The 19,517-nt window shown below is 41.9% G+C and carries 21 protein-coding genes; 20 read left to right on the top strand and 1 reads right to left on the bottom strand.

Annotated features, from left to right (window positions below; translation table 11 throughout):
- Positions 1–18 precede the first annotated feature (18 nt).
- From prmA to mtaB, 3 genes are read left to right on the top strand one after another with little or no spacing between them, the layout of a single operon-like run.
- Positions 19–954, top strand: a complete 936-nt coding sequence (prmA, locus tag ASE42_RS13580; protein WP_056767384.1) for a 50S ribosomal protein L11 methyltransferase — start codon at positions 19–21, stop codon at positions 952–954.
- 23 nt (positions 955–977) lie between these two features.
- Positions 978–1,748, top strand: a complete 771-nt coding sequence (locus tag ASE42_RS13575; protein ID WP_024427953.1) for a 16S rRNA (uracil(1498)-N(3))-methyltransferase — start codon at positions 978–980, stop codon at positions 1,746–1,748.
- Positions 1,748–3,106, top strand: a complete 1,359-nt coding sequence (mtaB, locus tag ASE42_RS13570) for a tRNA (N(6)-L-threonylcarbamoyladenosine(37)-C(2))-methylthiotransferase MtaB (RefSeq protein ID WP_024423030.1) — start codon at positions 1,748–1,750, stop codon at positions 3,104–3,106. The genes ASE42_RS13575 and mtaB overlap by 1 nt, the downstream gene beginning before the upstream one ends.
- 41 nt (positions 3,107–3,147) lie before the next feature.
- Here mtaB and ASE42_RS13565 read toward each other — a convergent pair whose 3' ends face one another.
- Positions 3,148–4,077 (bottom strand): Na/Pi symporter, encoded by a 930-nt coding sequence (locus tag ASE42_RS13565; RefSeq protein ID WP_024423029.1) that lies wholly within the window; start codon positions 4,075–4,077, stop codon positions 3,148–3,150.
- A 182-nt stretch (positions 4,078–4,259) separates the two neighbouring features.
- Here ASE42_RS13565 and rpsU point away from each other — a divergent pair, with 182 nt between their 5' ends.
- The 17 genes from rpsU (at position 4,260) to glyS (ending at position 19,394) form a co-directional block, all read left to right on the top strand.
- A complete protein-coding gene (gene rpsU, locus ASE42_RS13560) occupies positions 4,260–4,433 on the top strand; it encodes a 30S ribosomal protein S21 (protein WP_003152957.1) in 174 nt (57 codons plus the stop codon).
- A 14-nt stretch (positions 4,434–4,447) separates the two neighbouring features.
- Positions 4,448–4,897, top strand: a complete 450-nt coding sequence (locus ASE42_RS13555; protein ID WP_024423028.1) for a GatB/YqeY domain-containing protein — start codon at positions 4,448–4,450, stop codon at positions 4,895–4,897.
- Between the two features lie 141 nt (positions 4,898–5,038).
- Positions 5,039–6,352: an NfeD family protein gene (locus ASE42_RS13550; protein WP_056767381.1), complete on the top strand. Its 1,314-nt coding sequence runs from the start codon at positions 5,039–5,041 to the stop codon at positions 6,350–6,352.
- A gap of 27 nt (positions 6,353–6,379) precedes the next feature.
- The gene (floA, locus tag ASE42_RS13545; protein WP_024423026.1) at positions 6,380–7,372 is read left to right on the top strand and encodes a flotillin-like protein FloA; all 993 of its coding nucleotides are present in this window, start codon (positions 6,380–6,382) and stop codon (positions 7,370–7,372) included.
- A 31-nt stretch (positions 7,373–7,403) separates the two neighbouring features.
- Positions 7,404–7,901, top strand: coding sequence for a hypothetical protein (locus ASE42_RS13540; RefSeq protein ID WP_024427958.1), 498 nt, complete (start codon positions 7,404–7,406; stop codon positions 7,899–7,901).
- A gap of 206 nt (positions 7,902–8,107) precedes the next feature.
- On the top strand, positions 8,108–8,389 hold the full coding sequence (yqfC, locus tag ASE42_RS13535) for a sporulation protein YqfC (RefSeq protein WP_012010618.1): 282 nt from the start codon (positions 8,108–8,110) through the stop codon (positions 8,387–8,389).
- Positions 8,390–8,407: 18 nt separating this feature from the next.
- Positions 8,408–9,598: a sporulation protein YqfD gene (yqfD, locus tag ASE42_RS13530; protein ID WP_024427959.1), complete on the top strand. Its 1,191-nt coding sequence runs from the start codon at positions 8,408–8,410 to the stop codon at positions 9,596–9,598.
- Positions 9,599–9,601: 3 nt separating this feature from the next.
- Positions 9,602–10,561, top strand: coding sequence for a PhoH family protein (locus ASE42_RS13525; protein WP_024423023.1), 960 nt, complete (start codon positions 9,602–9,604; stop codon positions 10,559–10,561).
- A 114-nt stretch (positions 10,562–10,675) separates the two neighbouring features.
- On the top strand, positions 10,676–12,787 hold the full coding sequence (locus ASE42_RS13520; RefSeq protein WP_370880885.1) for an HD family phosphohydrolase: 2,112 nt from the start codon (positions 10,676–10,678) through the stop codon (positions 12,785–12,787).
- Entirely contained in the window at positions 12,788–13,267 is a 480-nt protein-coding gene (gene ybeY / locus ASE42_RS13515; protein WP_024423021.1) for an rRNA maturation RNase YbeY, read from the top strand.
- Complete coding sequence (locus ASE42_RS13510) at positions 13,245–13,631, top strand: diacylglycerol kinase family protein (protein ID WP_024423020.1); 387 nt, start codon at positions 13,245–13,247, stop codon at positions 13,629–13,631. The genes ybeY and ASE42_RS13510 overlap by 23 nt, the downstream gene beginning before the upstream one ends.
- 113 nt (positions 13,632–13,744) lie before the next feature.
- Positions 13,745–14,143, top strand: coding sequence for a cytidine deaminase (locus tag ASE42_RS13505; protein WP_008356263.1), 399 nt, complete (start codon positions 13,745–13,747; stop codon positions 14,141–14,143).
- On the top strand, positions 14,136–15,041 hold the full coding sequence (era, locus tag ASE42_RS13500) for a GTPase Era (protein ID WP_007501305.1): 906 nt from the start codon (positions 14,136–14,138) through the stop codon (positions 15,039–15,041). The genes ASE42_RS13505 and era overlap by 8 nt, the downstream gene beginning before the upstream one ends.
- Positions 15,042–15,189: 148 nt before the next feature.
- Positions 15,190–15,333 (top strand): YqzL family protein, encoded by a 144-nt coding sequence (locus ASE42_RS18745; RefSeq protein WP_003217288.1) that lies wholly within the window; start codon positions 15,190–15,192, stop codon positions 15,331–15,333.
- Between the two features lie 35 nt (positions 15,334–15,368).
- Positions 15,369–16,139: a DNA repair protein RecO gene (recO, locus tag ASE42_RS13495; RefSeq protein WP_024423019.1), complete on the top strand. Its 771-nt coding sequence runs from the start codon at positions 15,369–15,371 to the stop codon at positions 16,137–16,139.
- A 329-nt stretch (positions 16,140–16,468) separates the two neighbouring features.
- Complete coding sequence (gene glyQ, locus ASE42_RS13490; protein ID WP_012010611.1) at positions 16,469–17,356, top strand: glycine--tRNA ligase subunit alpha; 888 nt, start codon at positions 16,469–16,471, stop codon at positions 17,354–17,356.
- Complete coding sequence (gene glyS, locus ASE42_RS13485) at positions 17,349–19,394, top strand: glycine--tRNA ligase subunit beta (protein ID WP_056767379.1); 2,046 nt, start codon at positions 17,349–17,351, stop codon at positions 19,392–19,394. Before glyQ ends, glyS begins: the two co-directional genes overlap by 8 nt.
- Positions 19,395–19,517: the final 123 nt, after the last annotated feature.

The raw sequence follows: 19,517 nt of genomic DNA, 5'->3' as shown, positions 1-19,517 counted from the left end.
GATAAGGAGTTGGTAGTATTGAAGTGGTCAGAAATTAGCGTCCATACAACAAATGAAGCGGTGGAACCGATCACCAATATTTTGCATGAAGCAGGTGCAAGTGGTGTCGTGATTGAGGACCCGCTTGATTTAGTCAAGGAACGTGAAAATGTATACGGTGAGATCTACCAGCTCGATCCGAATGACTATCCGGATGAAGGTGTCATTGTGAAAGCCTATCTTCCAATGAACAGCTTTTTGATGGAAACGGTAGATGAGATCAAAGAAGCCATCAACAATCTTCTTCTATACGATATTGACCTTGGACGCAATACACTGTCAATTTGTGAAGTAAATGAAGAAGAATGGGCCACCGCCTGGAAGAAATACTATCATCCTGTGAAAATCTCTGAAAAATTCACCATCGTTCCAACGTGGGAAGAATATACACCGGTTCATTCTGATGAACTGATTATTGAAATGGATCCTGGAATGGCATTTGGAACAGGTACGCATCCAACAACCGTCCTTTGCATTCAGGCGCTTGAGCGCTACGTGAAGGAAAACGATACGGTGATTGATGTTGGAACAGGCTCTGGAATTTTAAGTGTGGCAGCAGCAATGCTTGGTGCAAAGGACATTCAAGCCTTTGATCTCGACACCGTTGCGGTAGAAAGTGCGAAGCAAAACATCAAACTAAATGGTGTAAGTGACCAAGTGACGGTCAAACAAAACAATTTGCTTGATGGAATTTCAGGTGAGCGTGATGTGATTGTCGCCAACATTCTGGCAGAAGTGATTTTGCGCTTTACAGATCAAGCCTATGACCTATTGAAGAAAGATGGCTATTTCATTACATCAGGCATCATTGGACAAAAGAAATTACAGGTCAAAACAGCATTAGAAGAAGCAGGTTTTGACATTGTTGAAGTGCTGTCAATGGAAGATTGGGTCAGCATTATAGCGAAAAAATAAAGCGAGTAGGTGTCAGGACACGTATGCAACGATATTTTATCGACCTCACGAAAGAAGAAGTGACGTTAAAGGGAGCCATCGTTATAAAAGGTGAAGATGTACATCATCTTTCCAATGTCATGCGGATGAAAGCAGGGCAGGAAATCCTTTGTTTAACGACAGACGGCTTTGAAGCGCTCAGTAAAATTGATACAATAACAAAGGAAGAAGTGATTTGTCACCTTGAAAGCTGGACAAATCAGGACAGAGAACTTCCGATTAGGGTGACGATTGCAAGCGGTCTTCCAAAAGGAGATAAGCTTGAGCTCATTATCCAAAAAGGCACAGAGCTTGGCGCAAGTGCTTTTATCCCGTTTCAAGCGGCTCGTTCTATTACAAAGCTTGACCAAAAAAAGTCACATAAAAAACGAGAGCGCTGGGAGAAAATCGCGAAAGAAGCAGCCGAGCAGTCCTACCGGAATATCATTCCCCGTGTTTATTCAGTATCAACGTTTAAAGAGCTGACGCAATTAGCTGGTGAATTCGATAAATGTGTCGTTGCATACGAAGAATCATCGAAAGAAGGAGAGCAAAGCCGCTTTCAAACTGTGCTTCAACAGATGAAAGGCGGACAAACCTTGCTAGTGGTTTTTGGCCCTGAAGGCGGTTTGGCAGAAAAGGAGATTGAAGAGCTTGAAACGCTTGGTGCAGTCATTTGCGGGCTTGGACCACGCATTTTAAGAACAGAAACTGCTCCTTTATATGCGCTTTCTGCTATATCTTATCAAACAGAGTTATTAAGAGGTGAATCATGATGGGAACAGTAGCGTTCCATACACTTGGCTGTAAGGTCAACCACTATGAAACAGAGGCGATCTGGCAGCTGTTTAAAGAAGCTGGCTATGAAAGAAAAGAGTATGAATCAAAAGCAGACGTATATGTCATTAATACATGTACGGTCACGAATACAGGCGATAAGAAAAGCCGCCAAGTCATTAGAAGAGCCATTCGTCATAACCCGGATGGTGTCATTTGTGTAACAGGCTGCTATGCGCAAACATCACCAGCAGAAATCATGGCGATTCCTGGTGTTGATATTGTGGTTGGAACACAGGACAGACATAAATTACTAGGCTATATTGAAGAATACCGCAGAGAAAGACAGCCGATCAACGGGGTTGGCAATATCATGAAAGCACGTGTGTTTGAAGAACTTGATGTTCCTGCCTTCACAGACAGAACGCGCGCTTCATTAAAAATCCAAGAAGGCTGTAACAATTTCTGTACATTCTGCATTATTCCTTGGGCGCGCGGCCTTCTTCGTTCTCGTGATCCAGAAGAGGTCATCAATCAAGCGCAGCAGCTTGTTGATGCGGGCTATAAAGAAATTGTGCTTACAGGTATTCACACAGGCGGATACGGAGAAGACTTAAAGGATTATAACTTTGCAAAGCTTCTGAGAGAATTAGATGAACGTGTTATTGGCTTGAAACGAATCCGTATTTCATCTATTGAAGCAAGTCAAATTACAGATGAAGTGATTGAAGTGCTTGATCAGTCAGATAAAATTGTCAGACACTTACACATCCCGCTTCAATCTGGCTCAAATACTGTGCTGAAAAGAATGCGCCGTAAATATACGATGGAATTCTTTGCAGAGCGTTTAACAAAGCTGAAAAAAGCATTGCCGGGTCTTGCTGTTACCTCTGATGTAATCGTTGGATTCCCTGGGGAAACAGAAGAAGAGTTCTTGGAAACGTACAATTTTGTCAAAGACCATCAATTCTCTGAGCTGCATGTATTCCCTTACAGCAAACGTACAGGTACCCCGGCTGCAAGAATGGAAGATCAAGTGGATGAAAATGTGAAAAACGAACGTGTCCACCGTTTGATCGCTCTTTCTGACCAGCTTGCGAAAGAGTATGCATCAGCATACGAAGGTGATGTGCTAGAAATTATTCCGGAAGAATCCTTCAAAGAACAAGAAGGAAACCACAATCTTTATGTTGGTTATACAGATAACTACATGAAAGTTGTTTTTGAAGGGACAGAGGACATGATCGGCCGTCTGGTCAAAGTGAAAATTACGAAAGCGGGCTATCCTTATAACGAAGGACAATTCGTTCGCATCAGCGATGATGTGCAGCCAGACAAAGTGAGAATGACCTCATAATAGATAAAAAACCGGCAGCCAAAAGGGCAAGCCGGTTTCTTTTATTTTGACTGATTCGGCATGAGACACAAGATCAATCCGTGAAAAGGGCGAATGAACGGAAAGAAGAGGAGAGAGCTTGCCACATTAAACAGCAGGCTGAAATGCGCAATCTGCTGGGCAGGAGAGCTTGCGAGAAGGGCGACAACCTCTGTGATCAGGGCGAGAAACGGCAGGCATAAAAGAACCCCAAGCACATTAAACACGACGTGTGCATAAGCCGTTTGACGTGCTGCGTAGCCGCCGGATATCGCAGCCATCACAGCCGTAATACATGTCCCAATATTGGACCCCAACACAAAGCTGATACCTTCCTGAAGTGCCACAGTTCCCTCATTCATAAATCCCATTAAAATACCGATACAGACTGAGCTCGAATGAACAATTGCTGTGAAAATGGTACCCGAAAGCAGCGCTGTCCAGTCTGAATGCTGCATCATTTCAAGAAAACGCAATGTCTCAGGCTGGCTTGTCATCATCCCTGCAATTTTTGAAAAGCCTTGTATGCAAAAAAAGATCATCCCGAGCCCAAATAAACTTTTACCTGCATGTCTAAAAGATGTCCTGCCAAAAAGGATAAATACAAGACCGGCTATGATCAAAACCCACATGAATACGTCCATTTTAATGGCGATAAATTCTGTCGTAAACGTGGAGCCGATATTGGTTCCAAGAATCATTGGGATCGATTTTTTAAAAGAGAGAATGCCAGTACTGACAAAGCCAATGACGATAACCATAAAAGCAGAACTGCTTTGTAGAACCCCTGTAAACACAATGCTGACCAAGAATGCTTTGACCGGGTGATCTGTAAAGAGAAGAAGTGATTTCTCAATACGAGACGACGCAAGCGCCATTAATCCTTTTCTCAGCAAGCCCATTGACCATAAAAAAATGAAAATAAGTGCACAAAAATAAATGATCGCCATCATAGAAAAGTCCTCCTCTTACCAATGAATATATGGACTTGTCTACCTGCTCATGACGAAAATATATTTCCAAATCACTTAGTTGACCTCACACTGGGCTTATATTATAATGTCTAGGTACATGTTTTGCATGTATATCTTTTTTTAATGCAGTCGATTGGTGTATTCGGAGGGAGGGAAAGAGAATGTCAAAAACGGTCGTTAGAAAAAACGAATCGCTTGAAGATGCTCTTCGTCGCTTTAAACGCAGTGTATCCAAAACTGGAACATTGCAAGAAGCAAGAAAGCGTGAATTTTATGAAAAGCCTAGCGTAAAGCGCAAGAAAAAGTCTGAAGCTGCTAGAAAACGTAAATTCTAAAGAGGGTGGATTTTATGAGTCTTCTTGAGCAATTAAATTCTGATATGAAGCTTATGATGAAAAACCGTGAGAAAGACAAGCTTGTTGTCATTCGTATGGTAAAGGCTTCGCTGCAAAATGAAGCAATTAAGCTTAAGAAAGACAGTTTGACCGGCGATGAGGAACTAACCGTCCTTTCCCGCGAGATTAAGCAACGTAAAGACTCCCTCCATGAATTTTCGAAAGCTAATCGCTTAGATTTAGTAGATAAAGTTCAAAAAGAGATTGACATATTAGACGTTTATTTACCTGAACAGCTTTCTGAAGAAGAACTGCAAACGATCGTGAAAGAAACGATTACTGAAACAGGTGCTTCCTCGAAGGCTGATATGGGTAAAGTCATGAGCGCTATTATGCCAAAAGTAAAAGGTAAAGCTGATGGAGCTGTCATTAACAGACTTGTCAGCGAGCAGCTGTCTCAATAAAAAAGTATCCTTCTATTGTTAGAAGGGTACTTTTTTTATGCCCTCGTGATTCTGTCATATAAAAATGAAACCTATGATACATTTGTAACGTATGTAAAGGAACGGTAAAATGGAAGAAAGAGAGGAGGGATCACCAAATAGATGAAAAAAATAAAAATTTCTATTGCTCTCTTCAGTTGTTTTATAATATGCTTGTTATTAGGGGTTCAATTGACCGCGAAATCAGCAGATCAGAAAGTTCATGTTATCCCAATTGAAGATACAGTAGAAAAAGGACTTTCTAAATTCATTGAACGATCGTTTGAGCAGGCAAAGTCGGAGCGGGCGAAGCATATTATTCTCGACATCAATACACCAGGTGGTGCAGTCGATGCAGCGCTTGAGATCGCAGATACGATTCGTGCTTCCGATATCCCAGTGACAGCGTTTGTCAATCATAGAGCGCTTTCAGCCGGGGCCTTCATCGCGCTAAATGCCGATCAAATTTATATGACCCCGAATGGAAAGATGGGGGCTGCTGCGATCATCGATGGAGAAGGCAATGCTGCCGATCAAAAATCTGAATCTCTATGGCTTGCTGAAATGAGTGATGCTGCCGAAAAGCAGGGGCGTGATCCAAAGTATGCTCTTGCCATGGCGGATATAGATATAGACGCAAAAGAAGCCGGTGCACCAAAAGGAGAATTGCTCACCTTCAACACAGAACGGGCGCTTAAATTCGGTTATGCAGAAGGAGAAGCAAAAAATATGGATGAGTTGCTTCAGAAGCTGAAATTAAAAGATGCTTCTGTTCAATACGATGAAGTGAGCTTTGCTGAAAAGGTTGCGCGTTTTCTTACGCACCCAATTGTCATTCCAATCCTTTTATCCATTGCAAGTTTAGGGTTAGTTGTTGAGCTCTATTCTCCTGGCTTTGGGGTCCCGGGCACCATGGGAGTGACAGCGCTTCTTCTATTCTTTTATGGTCATCTCGTGGCAGGTTTTGCAGGATATGAGACGTTGTTCCTGTTTTTAGCAGGGATTGCACTCATCATTTTGGAATTGTTTTTGCCAGGGGGAATCGTAGGTGTCATTGGATTGATCTGTGTCGTTGTCAGCTTATTTTTAGCAGCTGGAAGCTTTACAGAAATGGCGATTTCCATCTTGATTGCCACTGCTGTTTCAATCATAGCAGTTATTTTATTGACAAAGGTGTTGGGGAAACGTATGAAATTCTTTAAAAAGTTCATTTTAACCGATTCAACCAATAAGGAAAGCGGTTATGTCTCAAATGAAACAAGAGAAGATCTTGTTGGGCAAATCGCAGTGACAGCCACTGCACTTCGTCCATCTGGTACGATCGTACTCGGAGATGAGCGCATTGATGTTGTGTCAGAAGGTGCATTTATCGATAAAGATGAACAAGTAAAAATTGTGAAAGCGGAAGGCTCACGCATTGTCGTGAGGAAAGTATAGATATACTGATTTTAGAGGAGGAATAAAATGGATCCATCTACTTTACTATTATTTGTGATTATCGCAGCAGGTTTGATTGTTCTATCGATCTTTTTCACCTTTGTACCGGTGATGCTGTGGATTTCTGCCCTAGCGGCTGGCGTAAAAGTGAGCATTTTTACACTTGTAGGAATGAGACTGCGCCGAGTGATTCCAAACCGAGTGGTCAACCCGCTCATCAAAGCACATAAAGCAGGTCTTGATGTGACGATTAACCAGCTGGAGAGCCACTATCTTGCAGGTGGTAACGTGGACCGAGTTGTGAACGCATTAATTGCAGCTCAACGCGCGAATATCGAATTGAACTTTGCCCGCTGTGCAGCCATCGACCTAGCAGGCCGTGATGTACTTGAAGCAGTTCAAATGAGTGTAAATCCTAAAGTCATTGAAACACCATTTATCTCTGGTGTTGCGATGGACGGGATTGAAGTCAAAGCAAAAGCACGTATTACAGTTCGTGCAAACATCGACCGACTTGTCGGTGGTGCAGGGGAAGAAACAATTATTGCCCGTGTAGGTGAAGGGATTGTCTCTACAATCGGTTCATCAGATAATCATAAAAAGGTTCTTGAGAATCCTGATATGATTTCTCAAACGGTTCTTGGTAAAGGATTAGATTCAGGTACTGCATTTGAAATTCTCTCGATTGATATCGCAGATGTTGATATCGGTAAGAACATCGGGGCAATTCTGCAAACAGACCAAGCAGAAGCAGACAAAAACATTGCACAGGCGAAAGCAGAAGAACGCCGCGCAATGGCTGTTGCACAAGAACAAGAGATGCGTGCGAAAGTTGAAGAAATGCGCGCGAAAGTCGTTGAAGCAGAGGCTGAAGTACCACTTGCAATGGCTGAAGCATTACGTGAAGGCAATATTGGTGTCATGGACTACATGAACATTAAGAATATCGATGCTGATACGGATATGAGAGATTCATTTGGCAAAATGACAAAAGGTCCATCTGATAATGAAAACAAATAAGCATCCTCTCACGCTTTAAGGAGGGAGCCCATTGGACATTTTATTTGAAAATCCGCTACTAATTGCGATTATCATCGGTATCATCTCTGCCGTCTTTGGGAAGATCGGCAAACAAGAGGAGAACGAAGAGCAGAATCAGCAAAAGAAGCCCGCTCCTCAGCGTAAGCAGGTGCCCCAAAAGCAAACAAAGCAAACAAGTCCAGATCCAGTCGTGACCGATCAGCTGGATGATTTCGGCGATGTACATGATCATGGCGGGATGAAGAAAAAAACTTCTCAGTCCTTACAAGATCGCTATACGGCTACACTTGCCGAAATGGAAGAAAGAAAAAACGAGCTGAACAAAGAGTTCCAATCGCTTGAAAGAGAGCTGACAAGGCCAAAGGCTGCATCTGCTGAAATGAGGCCAAAATTCATTGAGAAGCTGAACCAAGATACAATTGTTCAAGGAATGATCCTTGGAGAAGTATTTGGAGAGCCGCGCGCGAAAAAGCCGCACAGAACGATGAAACGGCCATATAAAAGATAAAGAAGAAAGCCCCCTTTTTCATAAAGGGGGGCTTTTTTTGCCTGATGACGATTTTTCTTAAAGAAAATGCTGAAAGGGCTGTTTTACGGGATTCATTAGCATGATATGAACCCCTGAGGAATAGGATGATATAGAGGCTTTCTCATCAGTCTCACCATCTTTCAGTTTGATCTCATACACATGAGGTGGGAAGGGGTTCTTATTGAATGGGAAAAAGAAAAAATCGACTTAAAGCATGGCTGACAAGAACACTTGAAATCCCTCCAGACGTGATGATGGATCTTCCCCGTATTACGATGGTTGGCAGACTCCACATTTACATAGAGAACCATAAAGGGCTTTTGCTTTTCAGTGATCAAGAGGTAAGGCTGATGCTCAAACAGGGACAATGCATTATTTCAGGGAAAGATTTTGTGATTAAAACGATTTTGCCAGAAGAGATTTTATTGGAAGGGAAAATCGATGAGGTCCGTTATATTGATTCTTAACTGACGGAGGGGAGAAGCGTGAAGAATAAATGGTTCGCCTATTTTATTGGCAGAGTGGAAGTGGAGATCAAAGGAAATGGCATTGAGCGGCTCATTAATGAGTGCACGAGGCAGGGGATCACAATGTTTCAAGTGAGCCGCCGTCAAGACAGCGTGCGCTTATTTATTCGCTTATCAGATGTACATGCCTTCAGAAAGGTACGCAGACATCATGACGTGACATGTTCATTTCATCAAAAAAAGGGCTTTCCATTTCTACTCCTATGGTCAAGGAAGAATATCGGATTTACCCTTGGGATTGTATGCTTTCTAGTGACGATATTGGCGCTTTCAAACATGGTATGGAAAATTGATATTAAAGGAGCCAATCCAGAAACTGAACATCAAATGAGAAAGCATTTAGATGACATCGGGGTGCAAAAAGGACGTTTTCAATTTCTAATGGGAACACCTGAAAAAATTCAAAAATCCCTGACAACCAATATTCCAAGCATCACATGGGTTGGCGTTGAACTAAACGGCACAACCTTTCAAATGAAAGTTGTGGAAAAAAATGAACCTGAAAAAGAGAAATACACGAGTCCTCAGCATATCGTTGCCAAGAAAAAGGCGGTCATCACGAGAATGTATGTGGAAAAAGGAGAGCCGCTTGCCGCGGTTGATGAACATGTAAAGAAAGGACAGATGCTTGTCTCTGGACTCATTGGCAGCGAAGATCAGCAAAAAACGGTAGGAGCCAAAGCGAAAATCTATGGTGAAACGTGGTATCGTTCTGAAGTTTCTGTCCCTCTTCGAACATCTTTTGACGTCTTTACGGGTAAAATGAAGACAAAGCACAAGCTCTCCGCATTTGGAGGCTCACTGCCATTTTGGGGCTTTTCTTTTAAAAAGGATGATTTTAAGCAGCCAAAAACAGAAACAGAAGTTCATCCGCTTCATTTTTTAAACATGCAGCTCCCATTCTCTTATGAAAAGGAAATTACACGCGAAAGTGAGAAAATAAATCGAGAATACACAAATAAAGAAGCGGTTCAAGCAGGGATTAAAATGGGTAAAAAAGAATTAGAAGAGAAGCTAGGTCAAACAGGAGAGGTGAAAAGTGAAAAAGTTTTGCACGAGACAACAGGGAATGGTAAAGTTAAGTTAATCATCCTTTACCAAGTAATAGAAGATATTGTTCAACCAACACCTATTGTTCAGGGAGACTAGAGAATGACAGAACATTTACTTGAGATTCAACAAAAATTGGATAGCCCAAACGAAGCGATTGCTTTATTTGGCAATCAAGATGCTTATCTGAAACTAATGGAAAACGAGCTGAACGTCTCCATTATTACGCGTGGAGAAAAAGTGTATGTTTCTGGTGAGGAAGCATCAAGAGATACAGTAAGCCGTTTGATCACATCTCTTTTACATCTCATCCGTAAAGGAATTGAGATATCTGAACGGGATGTCGTTTATGCCATTAAAATGGCGCAAAAAAACAAGCTGAATTATTTTGAAAATATGTATGAAGATGAAATTACGAAAAATGCCAAAGGAAAATCGATCAGGGTGAAAACAATCGGCCAGCGGGAATATGCTGCGGCGATGAAAAAAGATGACCTGGTCTTTGGAATTGGACCCGCTGGTACAGGGAAGACGTATTTGGCAGTCGTCAATGCGGTCCATTCACTGAAAAATGGACATGTAAAACGGATTATCCTGACAAGACCAGCTGTTGAAGCAGGAGAGAGCCTTGGCTTTTTACCAGGTGATCTAAAGGAAAAAGTAGATCCTTATTTAAGACCACTATATGATGCCCTGCATGATGTGCTTGGCAGTGATCATACGGAACGTTTAATCGAGCGCGGCGTGATTGAAATAGCGCCCCTTGCCTATATGAGAGGCCGGACGCTTGATGATGCATTTGTGATTTTAGATGAAGCGCAGAATACAACACCTGCCCAAATGAAAATGTTTTTGACGAGACTTGGGTTTGGCTCTAAAATGGTCATTACAGGAGATATTACACAGATTGATCTGCCAAAGGGCATGCAGTCAGGTCTTGCGGCTGCAAAGGACATGCTTGCAGAGATCAAGGGCATCTCATTTATTGAATTAGACCAGACAGATGTGGTCAGACACCCGCTTGTGGCGAAGATCATTGGCGCATACGAAAAGCAAAAATGAACTGAGTGACCCGATCGTCTTCATCGGGTCATTTTGTTTCGATCGTGGTTTAAAGTAAAAAAGGAGGTACTTTCCTTGAGAAAGAATCAAAAAGGCAGTAAGCGCAAAAGAATGCTGTCTAAAAAAGAACCTCAGAAAATGGAGCGCTCACGTTATTTAAATGTTTTGCTGTACGCTGGTTTAGCAGCCATTTTATTCGTGGTGCTCTTCTTCCATGTAAAGCCTGAATCGCTCGACTTAGATTTATTTTCAGTGAGCGAACAGACCATCTATTCTCCGTCAACCGTTGATGATCAAGAAGCGACAGAAGAAAAGAAACAAGAAGCAACAGATCAGGTAGAAGATCAATATACGCTCAAAAAAGCGTATTCTGATAATCGCGTAGACCTCATCTCATCCCTCTTTGAAGCCATTAAAGAAGAGAAGAAAGCAGCTGATGATAAAGAGAACGCGCCATCAGATCAAGAAATGGTCAAGCGTGTCAAAGAAAAGCTCACAACAGATATGCAGGAGGCTGTTTCGGATCAATCCATCAAAGCACTGCTCCAGGCAAGTGATGAAAATCTCTCATTTACTAAGGATTCCATCATCACAGTGGTGAATTCACTGATGAGTAAAGAAATCACAGCAGCGAAATTACAAGATGAGAAAAAACAAGTCAAAACAGAGCTTAAAAACAATTCAATTCCATCAAAATACTTAAATGCAGCGACAGAAATCGGTGAATTTGCGATCATTCCAAACTATGTATTTGACCCAGTGGCAACAGAAAAGAAAAGACAGGAAGCGGCTGACAATATTCAGCCTGTGCAAATTAAGCAGGGGCAAATCTTAGTTGAAGAAGGAGAGCTCATCGACCGGGAAGTTTATCGCAAATTAGAACTGACGGGTCTGTTAAACAGCTCAAATTTATTTAAGCCTGTAAGTGGTCTTCTCATATTAATTGGACTTTTCTTAGCAGCGATTATTCATTCCCTTGAATCGAGGAAAAAATCGCTTGTCCATAAGAATAAGTCATTACTGCTTTACTCGCTTATTTTCACGATTATATTAATTATCATGGAAGTGTTCAGCCTCTTCCAGGAAACGAAGTATACGACGATAGGCTATGTCGTGCCAGTGGCACTTGGCACGATGCTGATCAAGCTGCTCATTAATGAGCGGTTAGCGATCTTCTCCGGTCTTGTATTTGCTCTTTGCGGCAGTATGATGTTTAATCAAGGAGTAACCGGCGTCTTTAACTATGTGATCTGCGCTTATTATCTTGTGAGCGGGATGGCTGGTATTTTATTTTTAAGAAAACATAATGCAAGATCAAAAATATTGCAGGCCGGACTTTTGGTGGCTTTGGTGAATGTACTTGTGGTTTTATCCATTACACTGATCCAAAACTCTTCACCATCAGGGCTTGAAATCGGTGTGAACCTCATGATGGCAATTGTGTCAGGGTTTGCATCATCTATCTTGGTCATTGGGTTAATGCCTGTTTTTGAGAGCATGTTTGGTATTCTTTCCACAATGAAACTGATTGAATTATCCAATCCAAATCATCCGCTGCTCAAAAAGATTTTAACCGAGACACCAGGTACATATCATCATAGTGTCATGGTGGCGAATTTAGCGGATGCTGCATGTGAAGCAGTCGGCGCAAATGGTCTTTTAGCAAGGGTCGGCGCTTATTATCATGACATTGGGAAAACGAAAAGACCGCAATACTTTATCGAAAACCAAATGAACATTGATAATCCGCATGACAAGCTTTCTCCTCAGCTGAGTAAAAATATTATTATTGCCCATACGACAGATGGCGCTGATATGCTGAGAGAAAAGAAGTTTCCTGAAGAACTTGTCGACATTGCCGAACAGCATCACGGGAAGTCTCTTTTAAAGTTCTTTTACTATAAGGCGAAAGAGCGTGATGATCAGGTGACAGAAGAAGAATTCCGTTACCCTGGTCCAAAGCCGCAGTCAAAAGAAGCAGCGATTATTTCTGTGGCTGACAGCGTTGAAGCGGCGGTTCGTTCCATGCATAATCCAAATCCAGAGCGGATTGAAAAGCTTGTCAAAGGCATTATTTCAGATAAAATGCAGGACGGGCAATTTAGTGAGTGTGACCTCACATTTAAAGAATTAAATATTATCAGCCAAACGATTTGTACAACATTAAAGGGGATTTTCCATTCTCGGATTGAATATCCAGATGCCCCGAAGCAGAAGGTGAAGTAAATGACATTGTTAATCGATTTAATAGATGAAACAGGACAAGTATCAAAAGAGCAGCTTGAAGAAGTGGAAAAGCTTCTTCAGTTTGCTGCGGACGAACTTGAGGTCAAGGATCAAGCGGAAGTATCAGTGACGATCGTTTCGAATGAAGAGATTCATCAAATCAATAAAGAATACCGCGGAAAAGACGCACCAACGGATGTGATCTCCTTTGCACTTGAGGAAGAAGGAGAAGGGGAGATTGAAATCATAGGAGCGGATGATATCCCGCCTGTACTTGGTGACATTATCATTAGTGTGGATCGAACGAAAGAGCAGGCAGAGGAATATGGACATTCCTTTATGAGAGAGCTTGGATTCTTAACGATTCATGGCTTCCTCCATTTGCTCGGGTACGATCATATGACAGAGGAAGATGAAAAAGAAATGTTCGCCAAACAGACAAAAATTTTGGATGATTATGGCCTTTCGAGATCATCGTAAGAAAAGAAGGCCGCTCGCCCGTTTTTTTCGGAGTTTTTACTATGCATTTAGAGGAATATGGCGAACTTTCTTGAATGAACGGAATTTTCGATTTCACACAGTCGCAGCCATCATCGTGGTGATCTGCGGCTTTTGGTTCCGCATTGACCCATTTGAATGGCTGATCGTTCTTCTTCTTTGCGGGGGGATGTTTGCGCTTGAACTTGTCAATACAGCCATTGAACATACAGTGGATCTGATGACAGAAGAAAGACACCCGCTTGCAGAGAGAGCGAAGGACGCTGCGGCAGGCGCTGTTTGCGTTTACGCCGCGATTTCGGTTATGATTGGGTTGATCATCTTCTTACCGAAGATCATGCAATAGAACAATATTACTATTTATTAACATTTTTAGAAATGGGCGTGAAAATGTCACGTGAATTATGTAAAATATAAATGTGACAGTGGTACCATTTCTTCTGAAAGTGGGAACTAGGAATGAACAAACAAGAGTTGATTTCAGAAGCAATCAAAGCAAGAGATTTTGCATATGTACCCTATTCTAAATTCAAAGTCGGTGCAGCATTACTGTCGAATGATGGAAAAGTGTATGGCGGCTGCAACATTGAAAATGCAGCATATGGTATGTGTAATTGTGCGGAAAGGACAGCACTTTTTAAAGCCTATTCAGAAGGCATTACATCTTTTCAAATGTTAGCAGTGGTGGCTGATACAGACCGGCCTGTTTCGCCGTGCGGCGCATGCAGACAGGTCATTTCAGAGCTATGTGCACCTGATATGCCAGTGATTCTAACGAACTTAAAAGGACATATATACGAAACAACAGTAAACGAACTATTGCCAGGCGCATTTTCACCGGAGGATTTAAATGACTAACGAAAGCTTCAAATCAGGATTTGTATCAATTATTGGAAGACCAAATGTAGGGAAATCAACTTTTCTTAATCGTGTCATTGGACAAAAGATCGCCATCATGAGCGATAAGCCCCAAACGACGCGAAACAAAGTGCAAGGTGTTCTGACAACAAACACATCACAAACGATCTTTATCGATACACCGGGGATTCATAAACCTAAGCATAAGCTTGGTGATTTTATGATGAGGGTGGCTCAAAATACACTGAAGGAAGTCGACCTGATCTTGTTTATGATCAACGCACAGGAAGGCTATGGCAAAGGTGATGAATTCATCATTGAACGACTAAAGCAAACATCTACACCGGTGTTCCTAGTCGTCAATAAAATTGACCAAATTCATCCAGATGAACTGTTCCTTTTAATTGATGAATACCGCACACGTTATCCATTCAAGGAAATTGTGCCCATTTCAGCTCTTGAAGGAAACAATATCGACACGCTTCTTCAGCAGATTGAAGGTTATCTTCCAGAGGGCCCTCAATTTTATCCGGCAGATCAAGTAACAGATCATCCAGAACGGTTTATTATTTCTGAATTAATTCGTGAAAAAGTGCTGCATTTAACGAGAGAAGAGATTCCGCACAGTATTGCGGTTGCGATTGAATCGATTAAGCCAGATGAAAATGGCAAGATCCATGTCGCGGCGACCATTGTCGTAGAACGTGATTCGCAAAAAGGGATCGTCATTGGTAAACGAGGCAGCTTGTTAAAAGAAGTGGGACAAAAAGCGCGCAGAGACATTGAAGCACTTCTAGGCTCAAAAGTGTATTTAGAGCTTTGGGTCAAAGTTCAGAAGGACTGGCGTAATAAATCCACTCACCTGCGTGACTTCGGATTTAGAGAAGACGAATATTAAAAAATCGCTGCATTTGTCAGCAAATCTGACAATGGTGCGGTTCGATTAGTAAAAATTGTTTATCATGAAATGGAGGTAGCCTGGTCAAGATAAAATTAATATGTTGGATGTAGCGTTGCTGCTTCTAATAAAGAAAGGTGGGGTTTTTATGTTGAATTTTACATGGAACGTATTTTCACAAACAGGAAGCGTTGACACGTATCTGCTTTTCAAAGAGTTAGAAAAGGAGAACCTGGAAAGACCCGATGTACTTGAAGAAGAAATAGCACGATTTGATTTTCCAATCTTATAATTCTTGGCCCCCTCCAGCGCTCGGAGTGTAGACAAATGCTCATTAAAAGTGAAGGAATCGTCCTTAGAACAACAGATTATGGCGAAACAAACAAAATTGTCACGCTGCTCACTAGAGAACATGGAAAAATTGGTGTGATGGCCAGAGGCGCTAAAAAATCAAACAGCCGCCTGTCAGCCATAAGCCAGCCGTTTTTATACGGCACCTTTCTCATCCAATCATCAACAGGACTTGGAACGCTCCAGCAAGGCGAAATGATTGAAAGTATGCGGGCCATTCGGGAAGACTTATTTCTGACCGCATATGCCGCATATATGACGGAATTGATGGATAAAGGGACAGAAGAAAAAAAGCCAAACCCTTATTTGTTTGAGCTTCTGCTTCAATCTCTGCGTCATCTCAACGAAGGCACAGATGCTGATATTATTTTATTTATCGTAGAGGTCAAAATGTTATCAGTGATGGGGATGAAGCCTGAACTTGATCAATGTGTCCACTGTGGTCAAAAAGAAGGGCAGTTCCATTTCTCGATAAGAGATAACGGCTTCATTTGCCAAAATTGCTTTTCGAAAGATCCATATAAACTGCCCTTATCCCCCGCAGCTGCAAGGCTGCTCCGTTTGTTTCATTATTTTGATTTATCAAGGCTTGGTCAGGTTGATGTGAAACAGCAGACGAAACAAGAAATTCGTCAAGTGCTTGATCACTACTATGACGAATATTCCGGCCTCTATTTAAAATCAAAAAAATTCATGAATCAGATGGAATCCATGAAAAAGCTAATGGGTGACGAAAACAAAAGTTGACATCTCCCATGACTTTTTGTAAGATCATCTAAGATAAAATATGTTGCATTGACAGAAAGAAGTACTTACGTAAAATCCATAAAAGCGACCTTAGGGCGGTGTGAGCTAAGGATGGAGGCGTAACGAAAGGCATTCTTGAGCAACGTAAAACAAAGCGGCTGGGTGCTACGACACCAGCAAATAGGGTGGAACCGCGGGAAAAAACTCTCGTCCCTATGTTTGCAAGAACCTTGCGAGCATAGAGACGGGAGTTTTTGTGTTCTCTTACAAGGTTCTAATCCCACCCGCCATACATAGCGGTTGGTCTAGAAAAGATGGAGGTGCGATCATTGAATATTCAAGACATGATTTTGACGCTGCAAAAGCATTGGTCAAATGAAGGCTGCGTATTAATGCAGGCGTATGACACAGAAAAAGGTGCCGGAACGATGAGTCCATACACGTTCCTCAGAAGCATCGGCCCAGAGCCGTGGAAGGTAGCATATGTAGAGCCTTCAAGACGCCCGGCTGATGGCAGATATGGAGAAAACCCAAATAGATTGTATCAGCATCACCAATTTCAAGTGATCATTAAGCCATCACCTGACAATATTCAAGAGCTATATCTTGAATCATTGAAGGCACTTGGCATTGACCCGCTGAAACATGATATTCGTTTTGTGGAAGACAACTGGGAAAATCCATCTCTTGGCTGTGCAGGACTTGGCTGGGAAGTATGGCTTGATGGGATGGAAATTACGCAGTTCACGTATTTCCAACAAGTCGGCGGCTTAGAATGTAAGCCCGTTTCTGTTGAAATCACATACGGTATTGAACGTCTTGCTTCTTACATCCAGGACAAAGAAAATGTCTTCGATCTTGAATGGACAGACGGATTTACGGTCAGAGATTTATTCTTAATGGCTGAATACGAACACTCTGTTTATACATTTGAAACATCTAATACTGACATGCTGTTCGAGCTATTTACAACCTATGAGAAAGAAGCACATAGCCAAATGGACAAAGGGCTTGTTCACCCGGCATATGATTATGTCCTCAAATGCTCTCATACGTTTAACCTGCTCGATGCAAAGGGCGCTATTTCTGTGACTGAGCGAACTGGCTATATCGGAAGAGTGCGTCAGTTAGCAAGAAAAGTAGCCAAAACCTATTATGAAGAACGCGAAAAACTGGGATTCCCTATGCTAAAAGAGGAGGCGGCTTCTCATGAATAAACAAGATGTATTACTTGAAATCGGCTTAGAAGAGATGCCGGCTCGTTTCATGCCAGAGAGTACAAAACAGCTAGGTGAGAAAGTAAAAGCATGGTTTGAAACGCAAAATATTTCATTTGAAGAGACTGCTTTATTCAACTCACCAAGACGTCTTGCTGTACTTGTAAAAGGTGTCGCAGAAAAACAAGAAGACATCAAAGAAGAAGCAAAAGGCCCGGCTAAAAAAATTGCCCAAGATGCTGAAGGCAATTGGACAAAAGCAGCTGAAGGCTTTGCCAGAGGACAAGGTGCTTCAACAGATGATCTCTATTTCAAAGAGATCAAAGGAGTGGATTATGTCCATGTCCAAAAATTTCAAGAAGGAAAGCAAGTCAAAGACCTTCTGCCAGCGTTAGGTGAAATCGCTGCTTCATTAAGCTTTCCAAAGAACATGAGATGGGGAAGCGAGGATTTACGCTATATCCGTCCGATTAAATGGATTGTTTGTTTATTTGGAAAAGAGATTGTACCTGTTGAAATTGCTGGGGTGAAAAGCGGCCGTGAGACTAGAGGACACCGTTTCCTTGGAACGACAGCCAGCATTGACACACCTGCTTCCTATGAACAAACATTGCGCGATCAATTTGTGATTGCAGACTCAGAGAAAAGAAAACAATTCATTACTGAACAGCTAGATGCGCTATCTACAGAAAAAGGCTGGGTCATTCCTGTTGATCCTGAACTTTTAGAAGAAGTGAACGATCTTGTAGAATATCCAACTGTGCTGTCTGGTTCCTTTGAAGAAGAGTTTCTTGCATTGCCGGAAGAAGTATTGGTGACGACAATGAAAGAGCATCAGCGCTACTTCCCTGTGAAAAATGAGCAAGGGGAATTATTACCGCACTTTATTACAGTCAGAAATGGAAACAGTGAGGCGCTGGAAAATGTCGCAAGAGGGAATGAAAAAGTACTTCGTGCGCGTTTATCAGATGCTGCATTCTTCTATAAAGAAGACGAAAAACTAGTGATTGAAGACAATATTAAAAAGCTTGATAAAGTGGTATTCCATGAGAATATTGGAACAATCGGCGACAAGCTGAAGAGAGTGACAGACATTGCAACTCGTCTAGCGGCGCATGTCGGAGCAGATGACGAAACCACTAAACGTGTGGCGAGAGCAGCAAGTATTTCGAAGTTTGACCTTGTGACTCAAATGGTCTATGAATTCCCAGAATTACAAGGAATCATGGGTGAGAAATATGCAAGAGCTCTTGGTGAACATGAAGAAGTAGCAAGAAGCATCAACGAGCACTATATGCCGCGCTTTGCTGGTGACGAGGCGCCATCCACTTTGATTGGTGCGATTGTGGCAGTAGCAGATAAGCTTGATTCTATTTGTTCATTCTTCTCAATTGATGTGATCCCAACCGGTTCTCAAGACCCTTATGGTCTTAGAAGACAAGCGAGCGGTATCGTTCAAATCCTGCTCGACCGTCATTGGAATATTTCATTTAAAGAGCTGTTAGCCCTTGCTCAAGTAAAGGCAGAACATGAAGCTGCTCTGATTGAATTTTTAACGCATCGTTTAAAATATGTTCTTCAAGCAGAGCATATCCGCCATGATGTTGTTGATGCAGTGCTGGATGTTGAAAATATTGAGCCATATGCAGTCGTCAAAAAAGCAGCTGTTCTTGAAGAGAGTGTGAAACAAGAAAGCTTCAAAGAAACGGCTGAAGCATTGGGGCGCGTCATTTCAATCAGTAAAAAAGGGGAAGACGCAGAGATTCAGCCTGAACTGTTTGAAAATGAACATGAGCAAAAGCTGTTTGAGGCGTATCAGCAAGTAGAGAAAGCTGTAAAGGAACATGTAGCAGCAGGACAATACAGCTTGGCACTAGAGGCGCTGGATACGTTAAAAACACCGATTGTTCATTATTTCGATCATACAATGGTTCATGCGGATGATGAAAAACTGAAGCGAAATCGTTTGGCACAAATGGTCAAACTAGCCAAAGTCATTCAATCATTTGCGAATATGAACAATTTAATTGTAAAATAAATACCTAAGAACGGTTGCCTTTTCCGAAGGGCAATCGTTTTTTACTCATTTAATTCACGGTTTTTGAGTGGATTTTTGTTTCATTCGGACAAAGATGCGCTATAATATGATGAGTTATGAAAA

It is taken from the genome of Bacillus sp. Root920, assembly GCF_001429445.1.
Classification (GTDB): domain Bacteria; phylum Bacillota; class Bacilli; order Bacillales; family Bacillaceae; genus Bacillus; species Bacillus safensis.
The sequence above is the reverse complement of the archived record's forward strand: the minus strand, read 5'-3'. Positions and strand labels throughout refer to the sequence as shown.

Coding starts and splice junctions, on each gene's coding strand:
- yqfC (WP_012010618.1), top strand. CDS start 8,108: ATGGGAAAAAGAAAAAATCGACTTAAAGCATGGCTGACAAGAACACTT.
- ASE42_RS13525 (WP_024423023.1), top strand. CDS start 9,602: ATGACAGAACATTTACTTGAGATTCAACAAAAATTGGATAGCCCAAAC.
- ASE42_RS13575 (WP_024427953.1), top strand. CDS start 978: ATGCAACGATATTTTATCGACCTCACGAAAGAAGAAGTGACGTTAAAG.
- glyS (WP_056767379.1), top strand. CDS start 17,349: ATGAATAAACAAGATGTATTACTTGAAATCGGCTTAGAAGAGATGCCG.
- ASE42_RS13550 (WP_056767381.1), top strand. CDS start 5,039: ATGAAAAAAATAAAAATTTCTATTGCTCTCTTCAGTTGTTTTATAATA.
- ASE42_RS13510 (WP_024423020.1), top strand. CDS start 13,245: ATGGCCTTTCGAGATCATCGTAAGAAAAGAAGGCCGCTCGCCCGTTTT.
- floA (WP_024423026.1), top strand. CDS start 6,380: ATGGATCCATCTACTTTACTATTATTTGTGATTATCGCAGCAGGTTTG.
- ASE42_RS13505 (WP_008356263.1), top strand. CDS start 13,745: ATGAACAAACAAGAGTTGATTTCAGAAGCAATCAAAGCAAGAGATTTT.
- ASE42_RS18745 (WP_003217288.1), top strand. CDS start 15,190: ATGTTGAATTTTACATGGAACGTATTTTCACAAACAGGAAGCGTTGAC.
- ASE42_RS13555 (WP_024423028.1), top strand. CDS start 4,448: ATGAGTCTTCTTGAGCAATTAAATTCTGATATGAAGCTTATGATGAAA.
- ybeY (WP_024423021.1), top strand. CDS start 12,788: ATGACATTGTTAATCGATTTAATAGATGAAACAGGACAAGTATCAAAA.
- era (WP_007501305.1), top strand. CDS start 14,136: ATGACTAACGAAAGCTTCAAATCAGGATTTGTATCAATTATTGGAAGA.
- ASE42_RS13565 (WP_024423029.1), bottom strand. CDS start 4,077: ATGATGGCGATCATTTATTTTTGTGCACTTATTTTCATTTTTTTATGG.
- rpsU (WP_003152957.1), top strand. CDS start 4,260: ATGTCAAAAACGGTCGTTAGAAAAAACGAATCGCTTGAAGATGCTCTT.
- mtaB (WP_024423030.1), top strand. CDS start 1,748: ATGGGAACAGTAGCGTTCCATACACTTGGCTGTAAGGTCAACCACTAT.
- recO (WP_024423019.1), top strand. CDS start 15,369: ATGCTCATTAAAAGTGAAGGAATCGTCCTTAGAACAACAGATTATGGC.